Origin of the sequence: Streptomyces sp. NPDC026589 (assembly GCF_040638385.1) — a bacterium.
Taxonomy (GTDB): Bacteria; Actinomycetota; Actinomycetes; order Streptomycetales; family Streptomycetaceae; genus Streptomyces.
The window spans coordinates 1-26,253 of the sequence record NZ_JBEZYG010000003.1; the positions used below are offsets into that span (position 1 = coordinate 1).

At 72.3% G+C, this 26,253-nt stretch carries 21 protein-coding genes and 2 pseudogenes; 16 read left to right on the forward strand and 7 right to left on the reverse strand.

Features of this window, described 5'->3' with window-relative positions; translation table 11 throughout:
• Both AB0F29_RS05880 and AB0F29_RS05885 read left to right on the forward strand, forming a co-directional pair.
• The coding region (locus AB0F29_RS05880) for an ATP-dependent RecD-like DNA helicase (RefSeq protein WP_361867808.1) at positions 1-2,003 on the forward strand (2,003 nt) is incomplete at its 5' end.
• 214 nt (positions 2,004-2,217) lie between these two features.
• The gene (locus AB0F29_RS05885) at positions 2,218-3,516 is read left to right on the forward strand and encodes a citrate synthase (RefSeq protein ID WP_018959306.1); all 1,299 of its coding nucleotides are present in this window, start codon (positions 2,218-2,220) and stop codon (positions 3,514-3,516) included.
• A 519-nt stretch (positions 3,517-4,035) separates the two neighbouring features.
• Here the strand turns inward: AB0F29_RS05885 and AB0F29_RS05890 are convergent.
• Positions 4,036-4,311 (reverse strand): annotated as a pseudogene (locus AB0F29_RS05890) (heavy metal translocating P-type ATPase); the annotation flags it as partial.
• Between the two features lie 3 nt (positions 4,312-4,314).
• On the opposite strand from AB0F29_RS05890, the gene AB0F29_RS05895 reads away from it, so the two are divergent.
• The gene (locus tag AB0F29_RS05895) at positions 4,315-4,479 is read left to right on the forward strand and encodes a hypothetical protein (RefSeq protein ID WP_361868739.1); all 165 of its coding nucleotides are present in this window, start codon (positions 4,315-4,317) and stop codon (positions 4,477-4,479) included.
• A 53-nt stretch (positions 4,480-4,532) separates the two neighbouring features.
• Here AB0F29_RS05895 and AB0F29_RS05900 read toward each other — a convergent pair whose 3' ends face one another.
• The gene (locus AB0F29_RS05900) at positions 4,533-4,850 is read right to left on the reverse strand and encodes a heavy-metal-associated domain-containing protein (RefSeq protein WP_018959304.1); all 318 of its coding nucleotides are present in this window, start codon (positions 4,848-4,850) and stop codon (positions 4,533-4,535) included.
• A 179-nt stretch (positions 4,851-5,029) separates the two neighbouring features.
• Entirely contained in the window at positions 5,030-5,728 is a 699-nt protein-coding gene (locus AB0F29_RS05905; protein ID WP_026290772.1) for a TetR family transcriptional regulator, read from the reverse strand.
• A 159-nt stretch (positions 5,729-5,887) separates the two neighbouring features.
• On the opposite strand from AB0F29_RS05905, the gene AB0F29_RS05910 reads away from it, so the two are divergent.
• Both AB0F29_RS05910 and AB0F29_RS05915 read left to right on the forward strand, forming a co-directional pair.
• Positions 5,888-8,221, forward strand: a complete 2,334-nt coding sequence (locus AB0F29_RS05910) for an MMPL family transporter (protein ID WP_361867811.1) — start codon at positions 5,888-5,890, stop codon at positions 8,219-8,221.
• A 56-nt stretch (positions 8,222-8,277) separates the two neighbouring features.
• Positions 8,278-9,030 (forward strand): class I SAM-dependent methyltransferase, encoded by a 753-nt coding sequence (locus tag AB0F29_RS05915; protein WP_361867813.1) that lies wholly within the window; start codon positions 8,278-8,280, stop codon positions 9,028-9,030.
• Positions 9,031-9,127: 97 nt separating this feature from the next.
• Here the strand turns inward: AB0F29_RS05915 and AB0F29_RS05920 are convergent, their stop codons facing one another.
• A complete protein-coding gene (locus tag AB0F29_RS05920; RefSeq protein WP_018487248.1) occupies positions 9,128-9,319 on the reverse strand; it encodes a MerR family transcriptional regulator in 192 nt (63 codons plus the stop codon).
• Positions 9,320-9,566: 247 nt separating this feature from the next.
• Between AB0F29_RS05920 and AB0F29_RS05925 the strand changes: the two genes are divergently transcribed.
• The gene (locus tag AB0F29_RS05925; protein WP_361867816.1) at positions 9,567-10,091 is read left to right on the forward strand and encodes a DinB family protein; all 525 of its coding nucleotides are present in this window, start codon (positions 9,567-9,569) and stop codon (positions 10,089-10,091) included.
• A 116-nt stretch (positions 10,092-10,207) separates the two neighbouring features.
• Here the strand turns inward: AB0F29_RS05925 and AB0F29_RS05930 are convergent, their stop codons facing one another.
• Positions 10,208-11,134, reverse strand: coding sequence for a sugar phosphate isomerase/epimerase (locus AB0F29_RS05930; RefSeq protein WP_361867818.1), 927 nt, complete (start codon positions 11,132-11,134; stop codon positions 10,208-10,210).
• A 132-nt stretch (positions 11,135-11,266) separates the two neighbouring features.
• Between AB0F29_RS05930 and iolC the strand changes: the two genes are divergently transcribed.
• The 8 genes from iolC to AB0F29_RS05970 all read left to right on the forward strand — a co-directional run bounded on the left by iolC (position 11,267) and on the right by AB0F29_RS05970 (position 21,262).
• Positions 11,267-12,454 (forward strand): 5-dehydro-2-deoxygluconokinase, encoded by a 1,188-nt coding sequence (gene iolC, locus AB0F29_RS05935; RefSeq protein ID WP_361867820.1) that lies wholly within the window; start codon positions 11,267-11,269, stop codon positions 12,452-12,454.
• Positions 12,451-13,362 carry a deoxyribose-phosphate aldolase gene (locus AB0F29_RS05940; protein ID WP_361867823.1) on the forward strand — a complete coding sequence of 304 codons (912 nt, stop codon included), beginning with the start codon at positions 12,451-12,453 and terminating at the stop codon, positions 13,360-13,362. The genes iolC and AB0F29_RS05940 overlap by 4 nt, the downstream gene beginning before the upstream one ends.
• Entirely contained in the window at positions 13,359-14,270 is a 912-nt protein-coding gene (iolB, locus tag AB0F29_RS05945) for a 5-deoxy-glucuronate isomerase (RefSeq protein WP_361867825.1), read from the forward strand. The genes AB0F29_RS05940 and iolB overlap by 4 nt, the downstream gene beginning before the upstream one ends.
• Positions 14,267-16,315, forward strand: coding sequence for a 3D-(3,5/4)-trihydroxycyclohexane-1,2-dione acylhydrolase (decyclizing) (gene iolD / locus AB0F29_RS05950; protein ID WP_361867828.1), 2,049 nt, complete (start codon positions 14,267-14,269; stop codon positions 16,313-16,315). Before iolB ends, iolD begins: the two co-directional genes overlap by 4 nt.
• Positions 16,316-16,393: 78 nt before the next feature.
• Positions 16,394-17,896, forward strand: a complete 1,503-nt coding sequence (locus tag AB0F29_RS05955; protein WP_018959293.1) for a CoA-acylating methylmalonate-semialdehyde dehydrogenase — start codon at positions 16,394-16,396, stop codon at positions 17,894-17,896.
• Between the two features lie 169 nt (positions 17,897-18,065).
• Positions 18,066-18,686 carry a DUF4291 domain-containing protein gene (locus AB0F29_RS05960; RefSeq protein WP_361867830.1) on the forward strand — a complete coding sequence of 207 codons (621 nt, stop codon included), beginning with the start codon at positions 18,066-18,068 and terminating at the stop codon, positions 18,684-18,686.
• A gap of 121 nt (positions 18,687-18,807) precedes the next feature.
• Positions 18,808-20,400: a histidine kinase gene (locus tag AB0F29_RS05965; protein WP_361868681.1), complete on the forward strand. Its 1,593-nt coding sequence runs from the start codon at positions 18,808-18,810 to the stop codon at positions 20,398-20,400.
• A 19-nt stretch (positions 20,401-20,419) separates the two neighbouring features.
• Entirely contained in the window at positions 20,420-21,262 is an 843-nt protein-coding gene (locus AB0F29_RS05970; RefSeq protein ID WP_361867833.1) for a response regulator transcription factor, read from the forward strand.
• A gap of 51 nt (positions 21,263-21,313) precedes the next feature.
• Here AB0F29_RS05970 and AB0F29_RS05975 read toward each other — a convergent pair.
• Together AB0F29_RS05975 and AB0F29_RS05980 are read right to left on the reverse strand one after the other, a co-directional pair.
• Positions 21,314-21,949 (reverse strand): annotated as a pseudogene (locus AB0F29_RS05975) (phosphatase PAP2 family protein); the annotation flags it as partial.
• Positions 21,950-22,073: 124 nt separating this feature from the next.
• The gene (locus tag AB0F29_RS05980; RefSeq protein WP_361867834.1) at positions 22,074-22,502 is read right to left on the reverse strand and encodes a GNAT family N-acetyltransferase; all 429 of its coding nucleotides are present in this window, start codon (positions 22,500-22,502) and stop codon (positions 22,074-22,076) included.
• Between the two features lie 143 nt (positions 22,503-22,645).
• On the opposite strand from AB0F29_RS05980, the gene AB0F29_RS05985 reads away from it, so the two are divergent.
• Positions 22,646-25,300 carry an alpha/beta fold hydrolase gene (locus tag AB0F29_RS05985; protein WP_361867837.1) on the forward strand — a complete coding sequence of 885 codons (2,655 nt, stop codon included), beginning with the start codon at positions 22,646-22,648 and terminating at the stop codon, positions 25,298-25,300.
• Positions 25,297-26,214, forward strand: a complete 918-nt coding sequence (locus AB0F29_RS05990) for an ABC transporter permease (RefSeq protein ID WP_361867839.1) — start codon at positions 25,297-25,299, stop codon at positions 26,212-26,214. Before AB0F29_RS05985 ends, AB0F29_RS05990 begins: the two co-directional genes overlap by 4 nt.
• Positions 26,215-26,253 lie beyond the last annotated feature (39 nt).

Genomic DNA, 26,253 nt, shown 5'->3' on the forward strand with positions numbered 1-26,253 from the left:
CCACCGTGCTGCCCGCCACCATCCAGGGCATCCGCCGCTATCTCGGCTCCGGGCTGATCAAGGGGATCGGGCCGGTGATGGCCGACCGGATCACCACCCACTTCGGCGTCGACACCCTCGACATCATCGAGCAGGAGCCGAAGCGTCTGGTCGAGGTCCCCGGCCTCGGCCCCAAGCGCACGAAGATGATCGCGACCGCCTGGGAGGAGCAGAAGGCGATCAAGGAGGTCATGGTCTTCCTCCAGAGCGTCGAGGTCTCCACCTCCATCGCCGTCCGCATCTACAAGAAGTACGAGGACGCCTCGATCTCCGTCGTGAAGAACCAGCCCTACCGGCTGGCCGCCGACGTCTGGGGCATCGGCTTCCTCACCGCCGACCGGATCGCCCAGGCTGTCGGCATTCCGCACGACAGCCCCGAGCGGGTCAAGGCCGGCCTCCAGTACGCCCTGTCCCAGTCCTCCGACCAGGGGCACTGCTACCTCCCCGAGGAGCGGCTCATCGCGGACGGCGTCAAGCTGCTCCAGGTCGACACCGGGCTGGTCATCGAGTGCCTGGCCGAGCTGGCCGCCGATCCGGAGGGCGTCGTACGGGAGAAGGTGCCGTCCCCCGAGGGCGGCGAACCGATCACCGCTGTCTACCTCGTCCCCTTCCACCGGGCCGAGCTGTCCCTCGCCGGGCAGGTGCGCCGCCTGCTGAAGACCGGCGAGGACCGCATGCCGGGCTTCCGGGACGTGGACTGGGACAAGGCCCTGGCCTGGCTCGCCACCCGTACGGGGGCCACCCTCGCGCCCGAGCAGGAACAGGCCGTACGGCTCGCGCTCAGCCGGAAGGTGGCCGTCCTGACCGGCGGCCCCGGCTGCGGGAAGTCGTTCACCGTACGCTCCATCGTCGAGCTGGCCCGGGCCAAGAAGGCCAAGGTCGTGCTCGCCGCCCCCACCGGGCGCGCCGCCAAACGCCTGTCGGAGCTGACCGGGGCCGAGGCGTCCACCGTGCACCGGCTCCTGGAGCTGAAGCCGGGCGGCGACGCGGCCTACGACCGGGACCGCCCGCTGGACGCGGATCTGGTCGTCGTGGACGAGGCGTCGATGCTCGACCTGCTGCTCGCCAACAAGCTCGTGAAGGCGGTGGCACCCGGTGCCCACCTCCTCCTCGTGGGCGACGTCGACCAACTGCCCTCGGTCGGCGCGGGGGAGGTGCTGGGCGATCTGCTCGCGGAGGGCGGCCCGGTCCCCGCCGTCCGGCTCACCCGGATCTTCCGCCAGGCCCAGCAGTCCGGCGTCGTGACCAACGCCCACCGGATCAACGCCGGGCAGCCGCCGCTCACGGAGGGGCTGAGCGACTTCTTCCTCTTCGTGGAGGACGAGACGGAGGAAGCGGGCAAGCTGGCCGTCGATGTGGCGGCCCGTCGCGTCCCGGCCAAATTCGGCCTCGATCCCCGCCGTGACGTGCAGGTACTCGCCCCGATGCACCGGGGCCCGGCGGGCGCGGGGAACCTGAACGGGCTGCTCCAGCAGGCCATCACCCCGGGCCGCCCCGACCTCCCCGAGAAGCGGTTCGGCGGCCGGGTCTTCCGGGTCGGCGACAAGGTCACCCAGATCCGCAACAACTACGACAAGGGCGAGAACGGCGTCTTCAACGGCACGGTCGGCGTCGTCACCGGCCTTGACCTGGACGAACAGAAGCTCACCGTCCACACCGACGAGGACGAGGAGATCGGGTACGACTTCGACGAGCTGGACGAGCTGGCCCACGCGTACGCCATGACCATCCACCGCTCCCAGGGCAGCGAGTATCCGGCCGTCGTCATCCCCGTCACCACCAGTGCCTGGATGATGCTCCAGCGCAACCTGCTCTACACGGCCGTGACGAGGGCCAAGAAGCTGGTGGTCCTGGTCGGCTCCCGTAAGGCGATCAGCCAGGCGGTCCGCACGGTTTCCGCAGGCAGACGCTGTACGGCACTGGATTTCCGGCTCCGGGGCGGCTCGGGAGAAGACTTCGCGTGAGCCGTGGCAAAAATGATCGATCAAATCGGTGGGAAACATCACGGAGGTCTTCCGGAACCGCAGTCAAGGGGGCAGGATGAGTAAGTTGGCGGCACTCAGTGCCGCCAATGAGTCCAATGGACGACCCCGAGTGCACTCTCCTGAGCCGAATGGGGGAGGGTGGAAGACAGTCAGGGCACCTCGAAGAAGAGGCACTACGTCGGTGAGGGATGACGTGAGCGAGCACACCAACAACGCTGTAGTACTGCGGTACGGCGACGACGAGTACACCTACCCGGTGATCAACAGCACCGTCGGCGACGAGGGCTTCGACATCGGGAAGCTCCGGGCCAATACCGGCCTGGTGACGCTGGACAGCGGATACGGCAACACCGCCGCCTATAAATCCGCCGTCACGTACCTCGACGGTGAGCAGGGCATTCTGCGCTACCGCGGATACCCGATCGAGCAGCTCGCCGAGCGCTCGTCGTTCCTCGAGGTCGCGTACACGCTGATCAACGGCGATCTGCCGAAGGTCGACGAGCTGGCGACCTTCAAGAACGAGATCACCCAGCACACGCTGCTGCACGAGGACGTCAAGCGGTTCTTCGACGGCTTCCCGCGCGACGCCCACCCGATGGCCATGCTGTCCTCGGTCGTCAGCGCGCTGTCCACGTTCTACCAGGACAGCCACAACCCGTTCGACGAGCAGCAGCGTCACCTCTCGACGATCCGCCTCCTGGCGAAGCTTCCGACGATCGCGGCGTACGCCTACAAGAAGTCGATCGGGCACCCCTTCGTCTACCCGCGCAACGACCTCGGGTACGTCGAGAACTTCCTGCGCATGACCTTCTCGGTCCCCGCCCAGGAGTACGAGCTGGACCCGGTCGTCGTCTCGGCGCTGGACAAGCTGCTCATCCTGCACGCGGACCACGAGCAGAACTGTTCGACCTCCACCGTGCGTCTGGTCGGCTCCTCGCAGGCGAACATGTTCGCCTCGATCTCCGCCGGCATCTCGGCGCTGTGGGGCCCTCTGCACGGTGGCGCCAACCAGTCGGTCCTGGAGATGCTGGAAGGCATCCAGGCCAACGGAGGCGACGTCGACTCCTTCATCCGCAAGGTGAAGAACAAGGAGGACGGCGTCCGCCTGATGGGCTTCGGCCACCGGGTGTACAAGTCCTTCGACCCGCGCGCCAAGATCATCAAGGCCGCTGCGCACGACGTGCTGTCCGCGCTCGGCAAGTCCGACGAGCTGCTCGACATCGCGCTCAAGCTGGAGGAGCACGCGCTCTCCGACGAGTACTTCGTCTCGCGCAACCTCTACCCCAACGTGGACTTCTACACCGGTCTGATCTACCGGGCCATGGGCTTCCCGACCGAGATGTTCACCGTGCTCTTCGCGCTCGGCCGGCTTCCCGGCTGGATCGCCCAGTGGCACGAGATGATCAAGGAGCCGGGTTCTCGCATCGGCCGCCCGCGTCAGATCTACACCGGCGAGGTCCTGCGCGACTTCGTCCCGGTCGAGGGCCGCTGACCCGGACCTCGTAACCCCCTGTACTGCCCGGCCTTTTCGGCCGACTGCCTTCGCCCCGCGTACCGCGCTTCGCACAGAGCGCGGTGTCCGGGGCGATTCGGCGTTGTACGGGGCTTGCGCGGGGCGCGTACGGCGGTGGAGCGGGCTCCTGCGGGGCGCGTACAGGGTTGAGCGGGCTGGAAAGCGAGAAACGCCCCGCCGCCGATCCCCCCACGGGTCGACGGTCGGGGCGTTTCCCATATCCCGGAGCGGATTCCCCCCACGGGATCCGGCCGGGCGTCTGCGGGGAGCCGAAGCTCCCGTTGTTCTGTTGTGCTGCGGTCCGCCGGGGTACGTACGCACGGGAGGGCCGCTCAAAGCTCCCCGGTGCACGTGCCCCGGCCAACGCTTGCCACAGGAGCGTCCCCCAAGACACTCCATCGGACGTCCCCCAAGACATCCTTGGCTCGCACTCTAAGACTCACGAACCCACCGGATGGTTACCCCGAAACCGGTGTGATCTAAATCTCTTTGTGGAAGTTACGTGAAGGCACGCGACCGTAGGCCGTTCGTGACGACGAACACGGACGAAAACGCCATGGCGGCTCCCGCGATCATAGGGTTGAGCAGGCCAGTTACAGCCAGGGGTAAGGTCGCGACGTGGTACCCGAAGGCCCGGAAGGGGTTGCCCCTGGTGGTGGCCAGCGTACGCCCGGAGAGGCGAAACGCGGCAGCCGTCACCTTGAGATCTCCACGAACCGGTGTGAGGTCGCTCGCCTCGATCGCCGCATCCGCCCCGGTGCCCATCGCCGACCCGGGGTGCGCGGCTCGCTCGCGGACGCCGCACTGCTGTCCTCGGCGGCGTCCGTCACCCCGAACCGGCCCCGGGTCCCCCGGCTCCGGGCCTCCCCGTTCCGGGCCGCCACGACCGCCGTACGGGCCGAGCTCCTGGGAGACGCGGATCGGGCCGCACCCCACCTGTAGCGACTGGTGAGGTGCGGCCCGACGGCGAACGGGGTGGCTGCTCTGATCGGCCTTCAGGCGGCCGGGCCGAGGAGCTCGTACCCGGCCTCGTCGACGGCGGCGCGGACGGCGTCCTCGGCCAGCGGGGCCTTGGACGTGACGGTGACCAGGCCGGTGGCGGCGACGGCCGCGACCGAGGTCACGCCCGCGATCCCGGAGATCTCCTCCGAAACGGAGCCCTCGCAGTGGCCGCAGGTCATGCCCTTGACCTGGTACACGGTGGTGACCCCGTCGGTCTGGTCGATCTGCACGTCGGTCGCGCCGTCGTGGCAGGAACCGGTGGGCGTGCAGCAGGAACCGGTGGACTGGGTGGTCTCTGTCTCGGCGGTCATGACGTTCTCCTCTTCGCGAACACGTTTCGGCGGCGTGGCGGGGCGTGGGGGGCCGTGGAGGACTCCCTGGCGTCCCGCCGTATCCACACTATACCCCTAGGGGGTATGAATGCGATCCGGCGGATCGCCGTGCGCCGGTCCCGTGGTCGTCCCGGGTGTGTGCGGGTCGCCTGCGACGCCTACGGCGCCTGCTGGGCCCGGCAGCGCACATCGTCGCCGACCAGGGGGTCCAGGTAGCGGAACATGATCGTCTTCAGCTCATGGGTGTAGGCCGCACGCTCCTCGCCCTCGTGGGCCATGATCAGGTCCAGCCCGGCCTTGAAGAGCATGAAGGTCATGTCGGCGATGCGGCGGACCTGGTCGCCCGGCACGTCCGGGAGGTAGCCGGCGAGGACCGATTCGACCCGCGTCAGCATCGTGGCGTGCAGCGTGTCGTGCTCCTCGGTGATCCGGCCGGGGATCTCCGAACCGTGCATCAGGACGGAGAAGGCCGGGTTCTCGCAGTTGAAGGCGATCAGCGGGTCGAGGATGGCGTCCAGCATGCGGTCGAGCGGCAGCTCGATATGGCTCTGGGTGAAGGCGGCGCCGTAGGTGTCCCGCCAGCGGTTGAGCAGCTGGTCGCCCAGCTCTACGGCGATGGCCTCCTTGTTCGGGAAGAACTGGTAGAGCGTGCCCGGCGACACTCCGGCCTCGCGGGCGATGGCGTTGGTGCTCGACGCGGTGTAGCCGCTGGTGCAGAAGACGCTGGCGGCGGCCTGGAGCAGTTGGGCGATACGGGCCTCGCCGCGGGCCTGGCGGCGACGCGGGCGTGCGGATCCCGGCGCTCCGTCATCCGCTCCGTCCGCTGCGGCGCCCTTGGTGGCTTTGGCCTCCGACACGGTCAATCCCCGGCTCTCATGATGCGGTTGACAAATACGAGTGCTCGCTCGCATTCTAGTGAAACGCGAGCGACTACTCGTGTTTGCCAGGGTAAGTGGCAACGACCGACCCATGCTGCCTTGTGCCTGCCCGGGTCTCGGTGAAGGGGACACCGCACCATGTCCGAAGTCAACCGTTCCGCGCCGCCCTCGATCGGCGGCTGGACCCGGTTCGTCACCGCCCGGCCGCGGCTCGCGCTGCTGGCCGCGCTGGTGATCACCGCGCTCGCCGTCTTCGCGGGGAGCGGGGTGGCGGACCGGATGGGCAGCGGCGGCTGGCAGGCCCCCGACGCCGAGTCGACCTACGCGACCGAGGTGCTGGCGAGGGAGTTCCCCGCCTCCCAGCCCAACCTGCTCCTGCTGGTGGACAGCGGCTCCGCGACCGTCGACGACCCGGCGGTGGCCGCCGAAGCCACCCGCCTGGTCGAGCGGCTGAAGGCCGAGCCGGGGATCTCGGGCATCGGGTCCTACTGGGAGACCGCGTCCCCCGCCCTGCGCTCCGAGGACGGTCACGAGGCGGTCATCGCCGCCCGGATCGGGGGCGACGAGAAGACCGCGGGCGAGACCCTCGACCGGATCGCCCCGGCCTTCGCGGGGGAGCGGGGGCCGGTGACGGTCTCCCTCGGCGGACCCGTGGCGGTGCAGCACGAGATGCAGACGATCATCCAGGAGGATCTGCTGCGGGCCGAGCTGATCGCCCTGCCGGTGACGCTCGTCCTGCTGGTCATGGTCTTCGGCAGCGCCGTAGCCGCGATGCTGCCGCTGGGCGTCGGCATCGTCGCCATCCTCGGCACCAACGCCGTACTGCGGGGCCTGACGGAGTTCACCGACGTCTCGGTCTTCGCCATGAACCTCACCACGGCGCTCGGCCTCGGACTCGCCATCGACTACGCCCTGTTCATCGTCCGCCGCTTCCGCGAGGAGCTGGCCGGCGGGGCGGGCCCCCGGAGCGCGGTGGGCACGACGCTGCGGACCGCCGGGCGTACGGTGCTGTTCTCGGCGCTGACCGTGGCGGTGTCCCTGTCGGCCATGCTCGTCTTCCCGCAGTACTTCCTGCGGTCCTTCGCCTACGCCGGGATCGCCGTGGTCCTCCTGGCCGCCGCTGCCGCGCTGATCCTGCTGCCCGCCGCACTCGTGCTGCTCGGCCACCGGGTCAACTCGCTGGACCTGCGACGCCTGTTCCGTCGCCGGAAGAAGGCGACCGCCGACGCCGGTGCGGCGCCCGGCAGGGGGTGGGCGCGGCTGGCCGTGCTGGTGATGCGCAGGGCGCCCCTCTTCGCCGTCGTCACCACCGTTGGACTCCTGCTGCTCGGACTGCCCTTCCTGGGTGTCAAGTTCGGCACGGCGGACGACCGTCAGCTGCCGGCCGGAGCGGAGTCCCGGGTCGTCCAGGAGCACATCCGCGAAGGGTTCCCCGGCAGCCCCGGCGGCGGCCTGGAGGTGCTGGCCGAGGGCCAGGGGTCCCCCGCCGAGTACGCGGAGCTGAAGGGCCGGATCGAGCGGCTCCCCGGCGTCCTGCGGGTCGACGGCCCGGTCACCGGGGAATCCGTCGCCTTCTACGGCGTGCTGCCCGAGGGGGAAGCCGTCGGCGAGAAGGCCCAGCAGCTCGTACGGGACCTGAGGGCCGTGCCCTCCGCCTCCTCCCTCGACACCTCGGTGACGGGCACGGCCGCCGTCCTCGTCGACTCCAAGGACGCCATAGGCGACCGGCTGCCCTGGGCGGTGGGGATCATCGTGGTGGCCACCCTGCTCCTGGTCTTCCTGCTCACCGGCAGTGTGCTCATCCCGCTCCAGGCGGTCGTGCTCAACGCCCTCAGCCTGACCGCGATGTTCGGAGCGGTGGTCTGGGTCTTCCAGGACGGGAATCTCTCCGGGCTGCTCGCCTTCACCAGCACGGGCGACATCGAGACGACGCTGCCCGTCCTGATGTTCTGCGTCGCCTTCGGACTCTCCATGGACTACGGGGTCTTCCTGATATCCCGGATCAAGGAGGAGCACGACCGCACAGGCGACCACGAGCACTCCGTCACCTTCGGACTCCGGCACACCGGCGGACTGATCACCGCGGCCGCCGTGATCCTCGCGGTGGTCATGGTGGCCATCGGCACCTCGCGGGTCACCAACACCAAGATGCTGGGACTCGGCATCGCCCTCGCCGTCCTGATGGACGCCATGGTGGTGCGGGGCCTGCTGGTCCCCGCGGTGATGAAGCTGATGGGCCGCTCCACCTGGTGGGCCCCCGCGCCTCTGCGCTCCCTCCACCGCAGGTTCGGCCTCAGCGAAGGGGGCGGGGAAGCTGTTCGGAAACAGCCCTCGGGGACGCCGGGAACACCCCCGGAGCAGGCCCCGGAGGGTCCGCGGGGCACCGAACAGGGGGAGGCCGGTGGGCCGGCCTCCCCGCCCGCCCCGGAAGACGCCAGGGGCCTGCCCGCGGCATCGGCAAAGGGCCGCTGACCTGGGCATTCATGCTCCGACTGTCTAGAATTACCTCATCGGAAAAGGGGGCCCGGATGGACCGGAACGTGACGACGGCGGACGATGTGCTGGCACTGATGGACGGGCTGTTCGCCCCGGCGGCGGACCGGTGGACGGCCGGCGGGGCGTCCTGGTGGGACGACTTCTACGCGGACCGCTCGAAGACGGTGCCGTTCTTCGTGGAGAAGCCCGACGAGAGCCTGGACGGGTATCTCCGCCAGGGGGTGATCACCCCGGGCCGTGCGCTCGACCTCGGCTGCGGGCCCGGCCGCAACGCGCTGCACCTGGCCTCGCTCGGCTTCGACGTCGACGCGGTCGACCTCTCCCGGGAAGCGATCGCCTGGGCACGGGAGCGGGCGGAAAGCACAGGAGTCCACGGCGTTCGGTTCCACCGAGGTGACGCGTTCGCCCTGACGGCGGCCGGGGCCGCCCTGGCCGGGCCCTACGACCTGATCCACGACTCCGGCTGCTTCCACCACCTGCCGCCCCACCGGCGCATCAGCTACCTCGCCCTCCTGGAGCGCTGCCTCGCGCCCGGCGGCCACTTCACGCTCACCTGCTTCGCCGCCGGGGAGGGCGGGATGGGCTCGGAGCTGCCGGACGCCGAGCTCTACCGGACGGGCGGCCTCCAGGGCGGGCTCGCCTACTCACCCGAGGCGCTGCGGCACGTCTTCTCCGGCCTGACGGAGATCGAGCTGCGCCGGATGAACGACGAGGCTCCCGAATCCCCGCTCTTCGGGAAGCCGTTCCTCTGGACGGCCCACTTCCGGGCGCCCACCCGGGGCTGACGGGACGGGGCTGACGGGCCCGGGCCCGGGGAGGGCGGGCCCCGGGCGGGGGATGGCGGGGCACTGTGCGCTCGGGGTCGCTGTGCGGGCAGGGGTGTCAGCGGCCCCGGTTGCGGGGGCGGGAGGCGACCCACGCGCGGACGGTGTCTCCGTACCAGTACGGCTTCCCGTTCTGCACCTGGTCGGGCGGGGGCAGGAGCCCGTGCTTGCGGTAGGAGCGGACGGTGTCCGGCTGGACCTGGATGTGCGCGGCGATGTCCTTGTAGGACCAGAGCGTTCTGTCGGTCATCGGTGACACCTCTCAGCGCTTCTCTGCTCTGCTGCGCTCCGCAGCACAGACTGACGATCATTCAGTCCGTGCTCGGTTGAACGACCCCGGGCGCCAGGCGGCGTGTGGCTGTCGACCGACTGTGACAGAAACCACGCGTAACCGAGATATGTGTTCCGAAACGGTGACTCCTGTGGCAGAACGGATGAACCGGGGCCATTGGTGCGAGGCGGAGCCGCTGTCGGACCCGGGTGTCACGATGGGGACCATGAGCACTTCCGAACGCCTGATGCCCCCTCTGGTCGCCGATGAACGCGTCTCCCTGGAGAGCTGGCTCGACTTCTACCGCGCCACCCTCGCCCAGAAGTGCGCGGACCTGCCCGAGAAGCGGCTGCGCGAGGCGTCTGCGGCGCCGTCGCCGATCACGCTGCTCGGACTGCTCCAGCACCTGGCGGAGGTCGAGCGCAACTGGTTCCGCCGCGTGCTCGCGCAGGAGGACGCCCCGCCGCTCCACGCTCCTCCGGCCGACGGCGGGGACGGAGCCGAGGGCCGTGACGGCGGCTGGGAGCTGACCGAGGACTCCACCCACGAGCGGGCGCTCGCCCAGTGGGAGACCGAGGTGGCACGGGCCCGGGAGAACTGCGCGGCCCGGGCGCTCGACGACACCAGCCCGTTCATGGGCGCGCAGGTCACCCTGCGGTGGATCTACACCCACATGATCGGCGAGTACGCGCGCCACTGCGGCCACGCCGACCTGATCCGCGAACGCGTCGACGGAAGCACGGGAGTCTGACCCGGGGCAGTCGGGGCAGTCGGGGCAGTCGGGGCACCCGGGGGCACGCGGGGCGGCCAGGGCGTTACGGGGCGGTACGGGCAGCCGAGGGGCGGAGCCCGACGCACCCGGCGGGCTCAGGCCGGGGCGCCGGGCCTTCCGCAGGAGCGCAGGAACTCCCGGGTGCGGCGGGCGATGGGGAACGGCTTGTCCGGCGGGCACGGATACATGTCCTGCTCCACGATCGCGAACAGATCGACGTCCAGGGCCCGGGCCGCTTCCAGGACCGGCTCCAGGGCGGGCACCCCGCCGGGCGGCTCGCACATCACACCCCTGGCCACCGCCGGGCCGAACGGCACCTCGTCCGCGACCACCGTCGCCAGGATCTCCGGATCGACCTGCTTGAGGTGGAGGTAGCCGATGCGTTCCCCGTACGTCTCGATGAGCTTGACGCTGTCCCCGCCGCAGTAGGCGTAGTGCCCGGTGTCCAGGCAGAGCGAGACGAGATCCGGATCGGTGGCGTCCAGGAAGCGGTTGACGTTCTCCTCGGTGTCGATGTGGGTGTCGGCGTGCGGGTGGACGACGATGCGCAGCCCGAACCGCTCCCGGACCTCCCGGCCCAGCCGCTCCGTCTGCGCGGTCAGCTCACGCCACTGCGCGGGTGTGAGCACCCGGTCCTCCAGCACCTCGCCCGTCTTGTCGTCGCGCCAGAAGGACGGAATGACGACCAGGTGCTCGGCGCCCATGGCCCGGGTCAGTCCGGCGATGTCCGCGACATGCGCCCACGTCCGGTCCCAGACGTCCGGGCCGTGGTGCAGTCCGGTGAAGACGGTCCCGGCGGAGACGGTGAGCCCCCGCTCACGGGTCTCGTCGGCCAGCCGCGCCGGGTCGGTGGGCAGATAGCCGTACGGGCCGAGTTCGATCCACGCGTACCCGGCCTCGGCCACCTCGTCGAGGAAGCGCCGCCACGGCACCTGACGCGGGTCGTCGGGGAACCAGACACCCCAGGAGTCGGGGGCCGAGCCGATGCGGATGCGGACCGGGGGACGGACGGAGGGGGTCATACCGCCCAGCCTTGGGGCCCATGCCGAAGAGTGTCAAGGCTTCGTCCGAATGTCCGGACAAAATATTGACAGGGCTCCGGGGAGGGGACTAGACCTGGGACCAGCCGGCCACCGGTGGTCGAAGGGATGGGCATGCCTGAGCCGTACGACGTGATCACCATGGGGCGGATCGGGGTGGACCTCTACCCGCTGGAGGTCGGGGTACCGCTCGCCCGGGTCGAGACGTTCGGCAAGTTCCTCGGCGGCTCCCCGACGAACGTCGCGGTGGCGGCGGCCCGGCTGGGGCGGCGGACGGCCGTGATCACCCGGACCGGGCAGGACGCCTTCGGCGCCTATCTCCACCAGGAACTGGAACGGTTCGGGGTGGACGCCCGCTGGGCGACGGCCGTGGCGGAGTATCCGACCCCGGTCACCTTCTGCGAGATCTTCCCGCCGGACGACTTCCCGCTCTACTTCTACCGGCACCCCAAGGCCCCCGATCTGGAGATCCACGCGCCGGAGCTCGACCTGGACGCGGTGCGCGAGGCCCGGATCTTCTGGATGACCGGCACCGGACTCAGCGCCGAGCCCAGCCGCTCCGCCACCCTGGCCGCCCTCGCGGCACGCGGTGCGAGGACGGCCGACGCCCGCCCGGCCGGTGCGCCGCGTACGGCGACCGTCTTCGACCTCGACTGGCGGCCCATGTTCTGGGACGGCGGCGACGACAGCGCCGAGGCTCCCGCGCGGTACCGCGAAGCACTGGCCCATGCCACGGTCGCCGTCGGCAACATCGACGAGTGCCGCATCGCGACCGGCGAACGCGAACCGTACGCCGCGGCCCGGGCCCTGCTCGCGGCCGGGGTGGAGCTCGCCGTCGTCAAACAGGGCCCCAAGGGCGTGCTCGCCGTCCACCGCGACGGCACCACCGCCGACTGCCCGCCCCTGCCGGTGGACGTGGTCAACGGACTCGGCGCGGGGGACGCGTTCGGGGGCGCGCTCTGCCACGGGCTGCTCGCCGGGTGGCCGCTGGACCGCCTCGTGCGGTACGCGAACGCGGCCGGCGCCATCGTCGCCTCCCGGCTCGCCTGCTCGTCCGCGATGCCCTTCCCGGACGAGGTCGAGGGGGCCCTCGCGGCCGGAGCCGTGACGGCCGACCGGGGCGCTCCGGCTGCCGACCCTGGCGCACCGGGTGCTCCGGCGGCCCCCGACGCCCCTGGCGCACCGGGTGCTCCGGCGGCCCCCGCCGCCCCGGCTGCCCCGGGTGCACCGGCGGCCCCCAACGCCCCCGCCGCCGCCCCCGACGCCCCGGCCCCCGGTTCCCCCGCCGGAGCGGGCTCATGACGCCTCTCGCGCCCTCCCTCGCCGAGCTCGTGCGGCTGCGAGCCGAGCGCCCCGAGGCCATCGCCGAGGCCGCGGCGCGACGGCAGCGGCGGAGTCTGATCCGGCACCCCGGCGACCGGCTGATGATCATCGCGGCGGACCATCCCGCGCGCGGCGCGCTCGCGGTGGGGGACCGGTCCCTGGCCATGGCCAACCGCTTCGAGCTGCTGGAGCGGCTCTGCCTCGCCCTCTCCCGCCCCGGCGTCGACGGGGTGCTGGCCTCCGCCGACGTCCTGGACGATCTCCTCCTGCTGGGAGCCCTGGAGGACAAGGTCGTGATGGGCTCGATGAACCGCGGCGGGCTGGCCGGCGCCGCGTTCGAGCTCGACGACCGGTTCACCGGCCACCGCCCCGACGACCTGGTCCGCCACGGGTTCGACGCGGGGAAGCTGCTGCTGCGCATCGACCACGAGGACCCCGGTTCGCTGGACACCCTGCACGCCGCCGCCCGGACCATCGACGCGATGGCGGCGCACCGGCTGCCCGTCTTCGTCGAGCCGTTCCTCTGCCGGCGCCTCGACGGCCGCCTCCGCAACGATCTCGGCGCCGCCGCCGTGGCGACCTCCATCGCCATCGCGTCGGGCCTTGCCGGGACGTCCGCGTACACCTGGCTGAAGGTCCCCGTCACCGACGACCCCGACGCCATGGCCCGGGCGATGGAAGCCTCCACCCTGCCCGCCGTCCTGCTCGGCGGCGAGGTCGGCGCCGACCAGGACGCCGCGTACGGGAAATGGCGCGACGCGCTGCGGCTGCCCACTGTGCGGGGGCTGGTCGTGGGCCGCTCGTTGCTCTACCCGGTCGACGGGGACGTGACGTGTGCCGTCGACACCGCCGTATCGCTGCTCGGCACGGGTAGGGAAGAGCCATGACGAAGCATCACCCCCCTGAGCGGGACCACCGGTACCACCTGCCGGCCGGCAGCGTCGCGCGCGGGGCGTACGCCGTCGACATCGACCCCGAGCGGGCCGGCTGGGACCGTTCGGCCCTGCGGGTGCTGGAGCTTGAACCGGGAGAAGTTCACACGCTCGACACCGGCGGAAGCGAATGGATCGTCCTGCCGTTGGCCGGTGCATGTACGGTGCGTACGGCAGGCGAGACCTTTCAACTGCTGGGCCGGGAGAGCGTGTTCAGCGGGGTCTCCGACTTCGCCTACGTACCGCGCGACTCCCACGCACAGATCGCCTCCGGCGCAGGTGGCCGCTTCGCCCTGGCAGGAGCGAAGTGCGAGCGAAGACTCCCCGCTCGCTACGGCCCCGCGCCGGAGGTACCCGTCGAGCTGCGCGGCTCCGGGACCTGCTCGCGCCAGGTGAACAACTTCGCCGCCGCCGACACCTTCGACTGCGACCGGCTGATCGCCGTCGAGGTGCTCACCCCCGGCGGCAACTGGTCCTCGTACCCGCCCCACAAACACGACGAACACGTGCCGGGCGAGGAGTGCGAACTGGAGGAGATCTACTACTTCGAGGTCGCGGACGGCGGGACCGGCTACCACCGGGTCTCCCCGTCGCGCGACGGCGGTACGGACGTCCTCGCCGAAGTGCGCGGCGGCGACGCCGTCCTCATCCCCGACGGCTGGCACGGCCCGTCCATCGCCCCGCCCGGCCGGACGCTGTACTACCTGAACGTGATGGCCGGGCCGGGGGAGGAGCGCGCCTGGCTGATCCGCGACCACCCCGACCACCGATGGATCCGCGACACCTGGCCAGGCGAGCCGATCGACGCCAGACTCCCGCTGTACACGGCGCATCCGTCGCCCGGCCCGGAGGTAACGCCTTGAGCCCGACGAGTCCCGCGAACCCGGCGCGTCCCGTGCGCCCCCACGGGCCGACCCGCAGGCTGACCACCGCTCAGGCCCTGGTCGCCTTCCTGGCCCGGCAGTACACCGAGCGCGACGGCAGCCGGCAGCGGCTCATCAGCGCCACCTGGGGCATCTTCGGGCACGGGAACGTCGCGGGCATCGGCCAGGCACTCGTCGAGGCGGGCGGCGGCGGCAGCGGTGACCGGAACGGCAGCGGCGGAAACGGCAGCGACAGGAACGGCAGCGGCGGAAACGGCAGCGACAGGAACGGCAGCGGCGGGAACGGGTCCGCGCACCGCATGCCCTACCTCCAGGGCCGCAACGAACAGGCCATGGTGCACGCGGCCGTCGGATACGCCCGTCAGTCGGGGCGGCTCTCCGCGCACGCGGTGACCACGTCCATCGGCCCGGGGGCCACCAACCTCGTCACCGGGGCCGCCCTCGCGACGATCAACCGCCTGCCCGTCCTCCTCCTGCCCGGCGACACCTTCGCGACCCGCCCCGCCGACCCCGTACTCCAGCAGCTGGAAGTGCCCTACGCGGGCGATGTCTCGGTCAACGACTGTCTGCGCCCCGTCTCGCGCTACTTCGACCGGATCACCCGGCCCGAGGCGTTGATCCCGGCCGCGTTGCAGGCGATGCGCGTCCTCGCCGACCCCGCCGAGACCGGCGCGGTCACGCTCGCGCTGCCGCAGGACGTGCAGGCGGAGGCGTACGACTGGCCGGAGGAGTTCTTCGCCGAGCGCGACTGGCACGTCCGCAGGCCCGCCCCCGACGCGTACGAACTGGAGACCGCGGTACGGGCGGTACGCTCCGCCCGCCGCCCCCTGATCGTCGTCGGCGGCGGGGTCCGGCACAGCGCGGCCGAGGAGACGCTCGCCGCGTTCACCGCCGCGACCCGCATCCCGGTCGCCTCCACCCAGGCGGGCAAGGGCGCGCTCCGCCACGACCACCCGGCCGATGTCGGCGGCATCGGCCACACCGGCACCGCCACCGCCGACGAACTGGCCCGCACCGCCGACCTGGTGATCGGCATCGGCACCCGCTTCTCCGACTTCACCACCGCCTCCGGCACGCTCTTCGCCGATCCGGCCGTCCGCTTCCTCCACCTCAACATCACCGGCTTCGACGCCCACAAGCTGGCCGCCCTCCCGCTGGTCGCCGACGCCCGCGCGGGCCTTGAGGCGCTCACGGCGGCGCTCGCCGGACGCGGCTACCGGGTCGCGCCGGCGTACGAGACGGAGTACACCGGCGCGAAGGAAGCGTGGGAGGCACGGGTCGAGGCGTCCTTCGCCACCCCCGACCCCACCGCACGCCCCACCCAGACCCAGGTCCTCGGCCTGCTGGACGCCCTGGTCACCGAGGACGACATCATCGTCAACGCCGCGGGCTCCCTCCCCGGCGACCTGCACAAGCTCTGGCGCACCCGCTCCCGCGACCAGTACCACGTCGAGTACGGCTACTCCTGCATGGGCTACGAGATCCCCGCCGCGATCGGCGTCCTGCTCGCCCACGGAGTCCGTACGCCGCGCCGCCCCGTCTGGGCGCTCGTCGGCGACGGCACGTACCTCATGAACCCCACCGAGATCGTCACCGCCGTCCAGGAGAACCTGCCGCTGAAGCTGCTCATCCTCCAGAACCACGGATACGCCTCCATCGGCGGCCTCTCCGAGTCGGTCGGCGCCGAGCGCTTCGGCACGGCCTACCGCCGCCGGGACGCCGACGGCGGCTTCACCGGCCCGCCGCTCCCCGTCGACCTGGCCGCCAACGCGGCCTCCCTCGGCCTGCGCGTCCTGCGCGCCACCACCGTCGACGACCTGCGCGCGGCACTCTCCGAGGCCCGTGACGCGGAGGGCCCCACTTGTGTCTACGTCGAGACCGAAACGCCCGACACAGTGTCGGGCCCCCCTCCGGCACAGGCGTGGTGGGATGTTCCGGTAGCCGAGACCGCGAGCCGCCCGGCGGCGGTCAAGGCCCGGGAGGAGTACGACCGGCAGGTCGCCGCCCGACGCCGCCATCTGTGAAGCCCGCCTGAACCCGCTCGAACCCGCTCGAAGCCACGTGCACCTGCCCGAGCGGCCAGAAGCCTGAAGGAGTACGTCATGACGAAGACCGTCAACCACTGGATCGGCGGCAGGACAGTGGAGGGCACGTCGGGCCAGTACGGTCCCGTCACGGACCCCGCCACCGGCGCCGTCACCACACAGGTCGCGCTCGCCTCCGTGGAGGAGGTCGACGCGGCCGTGGCGGCGGCGAAGGCCGCGTACGCGACGTGGGGCACCTCCTCGCTCGCCCAGCGCACCACCGTCCTCTTCCGCTACCGCGCGCTGCTCGACGCCCACCGCGACGACATCGCCGCGCTGATCACCGCCGAGCACGGCAAGGTGCACTCGGACGCGCTGGGCGAGGTCGCCCGCGGTCTGGAGATCGTCGAGCTGGCGTGCGGGATCACCACCCAGCTCAAGGGCGAGCTGTCCACCCAGGTGTCCAACCGGGTCGACGTCTCCTCGATCCGCCAGTCGCTCGGCGTCGTCGCGGGCATCACGCCGTTCAACTTCCCGGCCATGGTGCCGATGTGGATGTTCCCGCTGGCCATCGCCTGCGGCAACACGTTCGTGCTGAAGCCCAGCGAGAAGGACCCCTCGGCCGCCAACCTGCTGGCCGAGCTGGCGTCGGAGGCCGGCCTTCCGGACGGCGTCCTCAACGTCCTGCACGGCGACAAGGTCGCCGTCGACGGCCTGCTGAACCACCCGGACGTGGCCGCCGTCTCCTTCGTCGGCTCCACCCCCATCGCCCGCCACATCCACGCCACCGCCTCCGCCAACGGCAAGCGCGTCCAGGCGCTGGGCGGCGCGAAGAACCACATGCTCGTCCTCCCGGACGCCGACCTGGACGCGGCCGCCGACGCGGCGGTCTCGGCGGCGTACGGCTCCGCGGGCGAGCGCTGCATGGCGATCTCCGCCGTCGTCGCGGTCGGCGCGATCGGCGACGAACTGGTCGCGAAGATCCGCGAACGCGCCGAGAAGATCACGATCGGCCCCGGCAACGACCCCGCCTCCGAGATGGGCCCCCTGATCACGGCCGCCCACCGCGACAAGGTCGCCTCCTATGTCACGGGTGCCGCCGCCCAGGGCGCGGAGGTCGTCCTGGACGGCACCGGCCACACGGTCGAGGGCTTCGAGGACGGCCACTGGATCGGCCTCTCCCTCCTGGACAAGGTCTCCACCGACTCCGACGCGTACCGGGACGAGATCTTCGGCCCGGTGCTGTGCGTGCTCCGCGTGGACACGTACGAGGACGGCGTCGCCCTCATGAACGCCTCCCCGTTCGGCAACGGCACCGCGATCTTCACCCGCGACGGCGGCGCGGCCCGCCGCTTCCAGCTGGAGGTCGAGGCCGGCATGGTCGGCGTCAACGTCCCGATCCCGGTGCCCGTGGGCTACCACTCCTTCGGCGGCTGGAAGGACTCGCTCTTCGGCGACCACCACATCTACGGCAACGACGGCGTGCACTTCTACACGCGCGGCAAGGTCGTCACCACCCGCTGGCCCGACCCGGCCGACGCCCCCGCCGGCGTCGACCTCGGCTTCCCGCGCAACCACTGAGGGCCGCCCCCTCCGCCGTTCTCACCGGTCCCCGTCCGCACCTCGGTGTCGGCGGGGACCGGTGTGTCGGCGGGCCCGTACCGCCCGGCGAAAAGCGGATGCCGGGCCACCGCCCCGCCCGGCGAAAAGCGGATGCCGGGCCACCGCCCCGCCCGGCATCCTGTGCCCCATGAACATCCCGGCCCTCCCGCCCCGTTACGAGATCCGCGCCCGGCAGACAGCCACCACCGTCACCGTCTACCAGGCGTACCGCCCCGCCATCGGGCTGCCCGCCGCACGCGACGGGCGGTTCCCCGAGGCCTGGAAGCGGGACCGGATGACCTGGATCAAGCCCAGCTTCCTGTGGATGATGTACCGCTGCGGCTGGGGCACGAAGGAGGGGCAGGAGGTCGTCCTCGCCGTCGAGATCGACCGGAACGGCCTGGAATGGGCCCTTGCGCACGCCGAACTCTCCCACTACGTACGCGATGTGCACGCCGACGCCGCGTCCTGGAAGCGCAGCCTGCGCACCGCCCCCGCCCGGGTCCAGTGGGACCCCGAACGCGACCTCGACCTGAACCCGCTCCCGTACCGCTCCCTCCAGCTCGGGCTGAGCGGTGAGGCCGCCCGGCGGTACGCGGACGAGTGGACCGTGTCCGTCCGCGACGTCACCCCGCTCGCACGCGAGGTCCACGCGGCGGTCCGGGCGGGGGAGCGCGAGAGGGCCGCGGCCCTGCTGCCCGTGGAGACACCGCTCGACCTCGCCGCGCCCCGGCCGGTCCGGGGCGCTTCCCCGGTGCCGGAGATGTGACTTTCGGCAGTGCCGGAAGGTTCCCGGTCTCCGTAGCCTCTCCCTCGTGAACAGCTTCTTCCCCAGGAACAGGACCGCTCGCGGGCCCGGCCCCAGGTGGGCGGACCCGGGTGGCCTGCTGGTGCCCGCCGCGGCGGCCTTCGGCGCGCTGAGTCTGGTCGGCTGGTGGTGGGGCCTGCCGACCGCGATCGCCGCGTTCGTCGCGGGGCGGGGCCCCGGGCGCGGCCGAACCGTCGTCCTGGTCCTGGCCGGGACGCTCGTGGCCGGGGCGGTGGCGGTGGCGGTGGCGCCGTCCCTGCTCGCTCTCGGGACGCAGTTCGTGGCGGTGGTCGTCCTCGCCGTGCTGGTGCCCTGGTTCGTGGGACGGTTCTCACGTCAGTACCGGGAGTTGGTCCGGGTCGGCTGGGAGAGGGCCGAACAGCTGGAGCGGGAGAAGCAGCTGGTAGCCGAGCAGGCGAGGCTGCTGGAGCGGGCCAGGATCGCCCGGGACATGCACGACGTGCTGGGCCACGACCTCAGCCTGATCGCCCTGTCGGCCGGGGCCCTGAAACTGTCGCCCGGCCTGGACGAGCGGCACCGGCAGGCGGCCCAGGACATCCGGGGCAGGGCCGGCGCGGCGGTGGAGCGGCTCGGCGAGGTGATCGGCGTCCTCCGCGAGGAGAGCGAGGGCCCGCCGGAGGGGCCGCGGGACTCCGACATCGCCCGGCTCGTCGGCGACGCGGCCGCCTCCGGGCTCGACGTCGTACTGACGGTGGCCGGAGAGGCGTCGGCGGCTCTTCCGCCCGCCGTCGAACGCGCCGCGCACCGGGTCGTGCAGGAAGGCCTGACCAACGCGGCCAAGCACGCGCCGGGCCGGCCCGTGAGCGTCGAGCTCTCGCACACGGCGACCGAGACCCGGGTGGTGGTCCGCGACGGAGATCCGGCGACACCGCGCGGGACCCCGGGCGAACTGCCTGCCGGGCGCGGAGGCCGAGGACTTGCCGGGCAGGGGGAGTGTGGACTGGCCGGGCACGGGGGCCGGGGACTCGCCGGGTACGGGGAGTGTGGACTGGCCGGGGACGGGGAGCGTGGACTGGGCGGGGAGGGGGGCCGAGGACGTGCCGGGCCGGGGGGCCGAGGGCTCGCCGGGTTCGGGGAACGTGGACGTGCCGGGCACGAGAGCGGGGGGCTCGCCGGGCATGGGGGGCGAGGCCTCATCGGGCTGGACGAGCGCGTCCGGCTCGTCGGCGGCACCCTCGACCACGGCCCCCGGGACGGCGGCTTCACCGTCGACGCCCGGCTGCCCCACCACGCCCCCGCCGAGCCCGCGCCCCGGCCCGCCTTCGGCGGGGTGAGCCCCGGGCCGGCCGACTACCGGCGGGCGCGGCGGCGGGTCCGCCGCACCCTGCTCACCGCGCTGGCGGTGCCGCTGGCAGCGGGCGCGGTGCTGCTCGCCGGGGTCGGGACGTGGGAGACGGTGGCCGCGTCCCGGTCCGTCCTCGACCCGCGCGACTACGCGCGGATGCGGGTGGGGCAGGATCGGGCCGACATACGGAAGGTGCTGCCGGACCGGCAGTCGGCGGAGCGGCCGGCGGGCGCCGGGCCGGAGGAACGAGGGGTGACGTGCGAGTTCTACGCGATGACGGCCGACCGCTTCGACGACCGGTCCGGAGACGCGTACCGGCTCTGCTTCCGGGACGGCAGGCTGGTCTCCCGCGACGCGCTGACACCGTGAGCGCCCGATGAGCCGCCCGGTGGCGGCACGAGCGTCGGACACGGCTCCGGCGGACATGGCTCCCGCGCACCCGACCCGGGCGACGGACGCGGCCCCGGCGGACGCGACCGGGGCGGCGGACGCGACCCCCACGCACCCGACCCGGGCGGCGCACACAATCCCGGCGCACACGACCCCGGCCGGGACCATCCGGGTCCTCGTCGCCGACGACGAGCCCATGATCCGGGCCGGCGTGCGCGCCGTCCTCGCCACCGACCCGGGCATCGAGGTCGTCGCCGAGGCGGCCGACGGGCACGAGGCGGTGGAACTGGCCCGGGCATACCGCCCGCACGTGGCCGTCCTCGACGTACGGATGCCGGGGACCAACGGGATCGACGCCGCGGCCGAGATCCGCCGCACTCTGCCCACCACCGGCGTCGTCATGCTGACCACGTTCGGCGAGGACGACTACATCCTGCGGGCGCTGGGCTGCGGTGCCGCAGGATTCCTGATCAAGTCCGGCGAGCCCGAGGAACTCGTCGCCGGGGTGCGGGCCGTGGCCGAAGGCGCCGCCTATCTTTCACCGAAGGTCGCCGCCCGCGTGGTGGCGCACCTCGCGTCCACCGGGGTCGGGGTCCTGGCCGGCCGGCGGGACGCGGCCCGGGAGCGGGTCGCCGGGCTGACGCCCAGGGAGCGCGAAGTGCTGTCGCACCTCGGCGGCGGGCTGTCCAACGGGCAGATCGCCCGGCGGCTGCACCTGGTCGAAGGCACGGTCAAGGCGCACGTCAGCTCCGTCCTGGCCCGCCTCGGCGTCGACAACCGGGCCGCGGCCGCCGTCGTCGCCCACGAGGCCGGGATCCTGCCCCCACCCCCACCGTCGTAGCAGCGCTGAGACGAGCAGCGCGGCCGGGCGGCCCAGCACGAGGAGCACCGAGGCGACGACCGCCCCGCCGAGCAGGACGCCGGCGATCACGTCGTGCGGGTAGTGGACTCCCACCAGGACCCGCAGCAGTGCCGCCGCCACGGCCAACGGCAGCGTCACGGCGGCGAGCCGGGGCCGCCGCACCGCCAGCCCGACCGCGAGGGCGGCGGCCAGGGTGGCGTGGTTGCTCGGGAACGACCAGTCGCCCGGCTCGGGGCACGCGGCGACCGCCCGGGCGCCGTCCAGCGCCCGGCACGGCCGCTCCTCGTCGACGATCAGCTTCAGCGCCTCGCTGACGGCGTACGCCACGACCGTCCCGGCGCCGACGAGTACGGCCCCCGCCACCGCGCCCGTGTCCCTCCGGCGTACCGCCGTCCAGCAGACCGCGAGCAGCAGCAGACCGAGAACGATCAGCGTGGCCTCCGAGGACAGCTCCAGGAGGTGCCCCAGCCACCCCGGACCGTCCCCGACCGCTCCCGTCAGCGACCGGTAGAGGGATACGGAAGCCCCCTGCGTGACCTCGGTCGGCCCGGGCCGCCCCAGGCCCCCGGGCGACAGCGTCCCGATCACGGCCGCCGCCGACGCCAGCAGTGCGGCCGACCCGAACAGCCGCACGGGCCAGTGGTGTTGATGTGTGTGCTTTGCCATGCTGCGAACGTACGAAGGCACCACGGCCCGGCGCGGCGGCCGAACGGCAGGAGCGGCCCCTGACGAAGGTCAGGGTTGACGCCCGGGAGCGCCCCAGCCGTATCCCGACCCCGTACGAGGTGCCCTACTCCTGCGCGGCACCGTCCCCGAACTCCCACGTCAGCATCGTGAACCCGCCGTCGTCCCCCGCCCCCGCCGACCGGTATGTCGCGAGCGCCGCCTCGTTGCCTTCCTCCACGCCGACCCACAGGTCATAGCACCCCCGCTCCCGGGCGATGTCCACGAGCGCGAGTGTCAGGGCCCTGCCGATGCCTTGGCGTCGGAACGGTTCGTCGACGGCGAGTTCGTACAGGCACATCTCCGTGCCCTTGTCGGGGTGCAGCATCTCGATGCCCGTGACGAAGCCGGCCGGGAAGCCGTCCACGTACGCGATCAGCAGCACATGACCGTCCGCCGCGAGGAAGCGGGCGGCCCACTCCTCACGGGGCGGTGCGTCGTAGAGGTGGCCGGCGGCCAGGAGTTCCCTGACGGTCGTAGCGCGGCGAATGTCCACAATGGCCTCCCGGGGAAAGGGGTCTGAAGGCATTCTGTACCGCGTCCGGAGTACGGCGGGGGCGCACCGTACCTCTCAGGGAGGCCGCCCGCCTCCCCCCGGCGGCACGCAACCGGCTTGCATCCTCCGCTTAGGGTCGAGGGATGGAGACCCCTACTGCTCGATGGCGGCGCCTGCTGCCCCGTACACCTGGCCGGTGGGCCGCGGTCGGCGCCGCGCTCGTCGTGCTCGTGGGCGGCGGCACCTGGACCGCCGTCGCCGACGACGGCACGCCCGCCGTGCAGCGCGAGGACCGGACGCTGCGCATGGACGGGGTGCCGATCGACACCTCGTACTTCCACGCCGAAGGCTCCGGCAAGCGGCCCGCCGTGCTCATCGGACACGGCTTCGGCGGCAGCAAGAACGACGTACGGGCCCAGGCCGAGAAGCTGGCCGCCGACGGGTACGCCGTGCTGACCTGGTCGGCGCGCGGCTTCGGCAAATCCGGCGGGGAGATCTCCCTCAACGACCCGGACCACGAGGTCAGGGACGTCTCGCGGCTCATCGACTGGCTCGCGGAGCGGCCCGAGGTGGAGCTCGACGCGAAGGGCGACCCCCGGGTCGGGCTCACCGGCGCCTCCTACGGCGGGGCCGTCTCCCTGCTCGCCGCCGGCCACGACGAGCGGGTCGACGCCATCGCGCCTGTGATCACCTACTGGAACCTCGCCGACGCCCTCTTCCCCGACGGGGTCTTCAAGAAGCTCTGGGCCGGGATCTTCATCACCACCGGCGGCGGCTGCGAGAAGTTCGAGAAGCGGCTCTGCGAGATGTACGAGCGGGTCGCCGTCAGCGGCAAGCCCGACGCCGAGGCGATCGGCCTCCTCACCGAGCGTTCGCCGTCCGCCGTCGCCGACCGCATCAAGGTCCCCTCGCTCCTCCTCCAGGGGCAGTCCGACTCCCTCTTCCCGCTCGGCCAGGCCGACGCCATGCAGAAGGCCATCAGCGCCAACGGCGCCCCCGTCTCCGTCGACTGGATCGCGGGCGGGCACGACGGCGGCGACAACGAGACCGGGCGGGTCGAGGGCCGGGTCGGCTCCTGGTTCGACCGCTATCTCAAGGAGGACACCGGCGCCGGCACCGGGCCCGCATTCCGCGTCACCCGTACCGGAGGCGTCGACTCCACCGACGGCGCCGCCCTCCTGCGCGGCGCGAGCGGCGACACCTACCCGGGGCTGCGCGCCGGCGGCCGGGACATCGCGCTCGGCGGCGGGACGAAGACCTTCCGCAACCCCGCGGGGTCCTCGCCGCCCGCCATCTCCGCCGTCCCCGGCGTCGGCGGCGGACTCGCCCAGCTCTCCTCCCTCGGCGTCGGTCTCTCGCTCGACTTCCCCGGACAGTTCGCCCGCTTCGAGTCCGCCCCGCTGGACACCTCCGTACGCGTCACCGGCACGCCCACCGTGAAGGTGAACGTGAAGGCCGACGGCGACCGGGACGCGGTGCTCTTCGGCAAGGTGTACGACGTGTCGCCGGACGGCAGGCAGCAGGTGCTGCCCCACCAGCTCGTCGCCCCCTACCGCATCACCCCCGACCAGCAGGGCAAGCCGGTCGAGCTGGCGCTGCCCGCCGTGGACCACGAGTTCGACGCCGGACACCGGCTGCGGCTGGTGTTCTCCGCGACCGACCTCGGCTACGCCTCCCCGGCCGAGCCCGCCACGTACAGCGTCACCGCCGACGGACCGCTGACCGTCCCCACCGCGCCCGCCGTGAAGACCGCGGCGGCCACCCTCCCGTGGTGGACCTGGGGCCTCCCGGCCGCCGCCCTCGTCATCGCGGCCGGTCTGCTGCTCACCGCCCGCCGCCGGACCGCGACACCCGCGCCGGACCCCGCGCTCACCGACGTACCACTCCAGATCACCGGACTTTCCAAGAAGTACGCCAAGTCCGTCGACCGGTACGCAGTGCGCGAGCTGTCCTTCCGCGTCGAGAAGGGCCAGGTCCTCGGGCTGCTCGGGCCCAACGGCGCGGGCAAGACGACCACCCTGCGCATGCTCATGGGGCTCATCGGCCCCGACGAGGGCGAGATCCGCGTCTTCGGGCAGGCGATCCGGCCCGGCGCGCCGGTGCTGTCCCGGGTCGGGGCGTTCGTGGAGGGGGCCGGATTCCTGCCCCACCTCTCCGGGCGCGCCAACCTCGATCTGTACTGGCAGGCCACCGGCCGGCCCGCCGAGGACGCGCACATCGAGGAGGCCCTGGAGATCGCGGGCCTCGGCGACGCGCTCGCCCGTGCCGTACGGACGTACTCCCAGGGCATGCGGCAGCGGCTCGCCATCGCCCAGGCCATGCTCGGCATGCCGGACCTCCTCATCCTCGACGAGCCGACCAACGGGCTCGACCCGCCGCAGATCCGCGAGATGCGGGACGTGATGATCCGGTACGCGGCCGGCGGCCGGACCGTGATCGTCTCCAGCCACCTCCTCTCCGAGGTCGAACAGTCCTGCACGCACTTGGTCGTCATGGACCGGGGCCGGCTCGTCCAGGCCGGACCCGTCGCCGAGATCACCGGATCCGGCGACATGATCCTGGTGACCACGGCGGACGAGGTGTCCGAGCCGCTGGCGGAGAAGGTGGCCGCCCTGCCCGGCATCGGCTCCGCCGTCCGCACCGACGACGGGCGCGGCCTCCTCGTCCGCCTCGACGGGGCCACCACCTCCCGGCTGGTATCCGATCTCGTCCGGCTCGACGTCCCGGTCACCGGCGTCGGACCGCACCGCCGCCTGGAGGACGCCTTCCTCACCCTCATCTCCGGAGGAGCAGCATGAGCGCCCCCGTCCAGCCCCCCGAGGCCCGGGTGGAGACCGAACACCCGGAGGCCCCCGGCTACCGCGCCGGGCGCACCCTTCCCCTCCGCGTCGAGGCCATGCGGCAGCTGCGCAGACGGCGCACCCTGCTGATGGGCGGAATCCTCGCCGCCCTCCCCTTCATCCTGATCATCGCCTTCGCGATCGGCGGCACGCCGGACGGCGAGGACGGCGGAGGAGGCGGGGGCGGCCGGGGCGGCGGCCGGATCAACCTGATGGACGTGGCGACCGAGTCCGCCGCGAACTTCGCCGCCACCTCGCTGTTCGTCTCGGCCGGATTCCTGCTGGTGGTGCCGGTGGCCCTGTTCTGTGGGGACACCGTCGCCTCCGAGGCGAGCTGGTCCTCGCTGCGCTATCTGCTCGCCGCGCCCGTGCCGCGCGTCCGGCTGCTCTGGTCCAAGCTCGTCGTCGCCCTCGGCTTCAGCCTGGCCGCGATGGTGCTGCTGCCGGTCGTCGCCCTGGCGGCGGGGACGGCGGCCTACGGATGGGGGCCGCTGAAACTGCCCACCGGGGGAGCGCTGTCCGCCGGGGACACGGTGCCCCGCCTCGCGATCGTCGTGGCGTTCATCTTCGTCTCCCAACTGGTCACCGCAGGCCTGGCGTTCTGGCTGTCCACGAAGACGGACGCCCCGCTCGGCGCGGTCGGCGGCGCGGTGGGCCTCACCATCGTCGGCAATGTGCTCGACGCGGTCACCGCGCTCGGCTCCTGGCGCGACTTCCTGCCCGCGCACTGGCAGTTCGCCTGGGCCGATGCCCTCCAGCCGCAGTTGGAGTGGGGCGGCATGATCAAGGGCACAGCCGTATCGGTGACCTATGCCCTGATCCTGTTCGCGCTGGCCTTCCGCGGGTTCAGTCGTAAGGACATCGTGTCCTGAACCTGATGTTCCGCCGGTTTCCGGCCGCTTCCTGTCCGC

Excerpts from the sequence above, each read along its gene's own strand:
- AB0F29_RS05925 (WP_361867816.1), top strand. The coding sequence starts at position 9,567 with ATGAGCACTTCCGAACGCCTGATGCCCCCTCTGGTCGCCGATGAACGC.
- iolB (WP_361867825.1), top strand. The coding sequence starts at position 13,359 with ATGACGAAGCATCACCCCCCTGAGCGGGACCACCGGTACCACCTGCCG.
- AB0F29_RS05955 (WP_018959293.1), top strand. The coding sequence starts at position 16,394 with ATGACGAAGACCGTCAACCACTGGATCGGCGGCAGGACAGTGGAGGGC.
- AB0F29_RS05940 (WP_361867823.1), top strand. The coding sequence starts at position 12,451 with ATGACGCCTCTCGCGCCCTCCCTCGCCGAGCTCGTGCGGCTGCGAGCC.
- iolC (WP_361867820.1), top strand. The coding sequence starts at position 11,267 with ATGCCTGAGCCGTACGACGTGATCACCATGGGGCGGATCGGGGTGGAC.
- AB0F29_RS05920 (WP_018487248.1), bottom strand. The coding sequence starts at position 9,319 with ATGACCGACAGAACGCTCTGGTCCTACAAGGACATCGCCGCGCACATC.
- AB0F29_RS05900 (WP_018959304.1), bottom strand. The coding sequence starts at position 4,850 with ATGACCGCCGAGACAGAGACCACCCAGTCCACCGGTTCCTGCTGCACG.
- AB0F29_RS05930 (WP_361867818.1), bottom strand. The coding sequence starts at position 11,134 with ATGACCCCCTCCGTCCGTCCCCCGGTCCGCATCCGCATCGGCTCGGCC.
- AB0F29_RS05915 (WP_361867813.1), top strand. The coding sequence starts at position 8,278 with ATGGACCGGAACGTGACGACGGCGGACGATGTGCTGGCACTGATGGAC.
- AB0F29_RS05910 (WP_361867811.1), top strand. The coding sequence starts at position 5,888 with ATGTCCGAAGTCAACCGTTCCGCGCCGCCCTCGATCGGCGGCTGGACC.
- AB0F29_RS05985 (WP_361867837.1), top strand. The coding sequence starts at position 22,646 with ATGGAGACCCCTACTGCTCGATGGCGGCGCCTGCTGCCCCGTACACCT.
- AB0F29_RS05990 (WP_361867839.1), top strand. The coding sequence starts at position 25,297 with ATGAGCGCCCCCGTCCAGCCCCCCGAGGCCCGGGTGGAGACCGAACAC.
- AB0F29_RS05960 (WP_361867830.1), top strand. The coding sequence starts at position 18,066 with ATGAACATCCCGGCCCTCCCGCCCCGTTACGAGATCCGCGCCCGGCAG.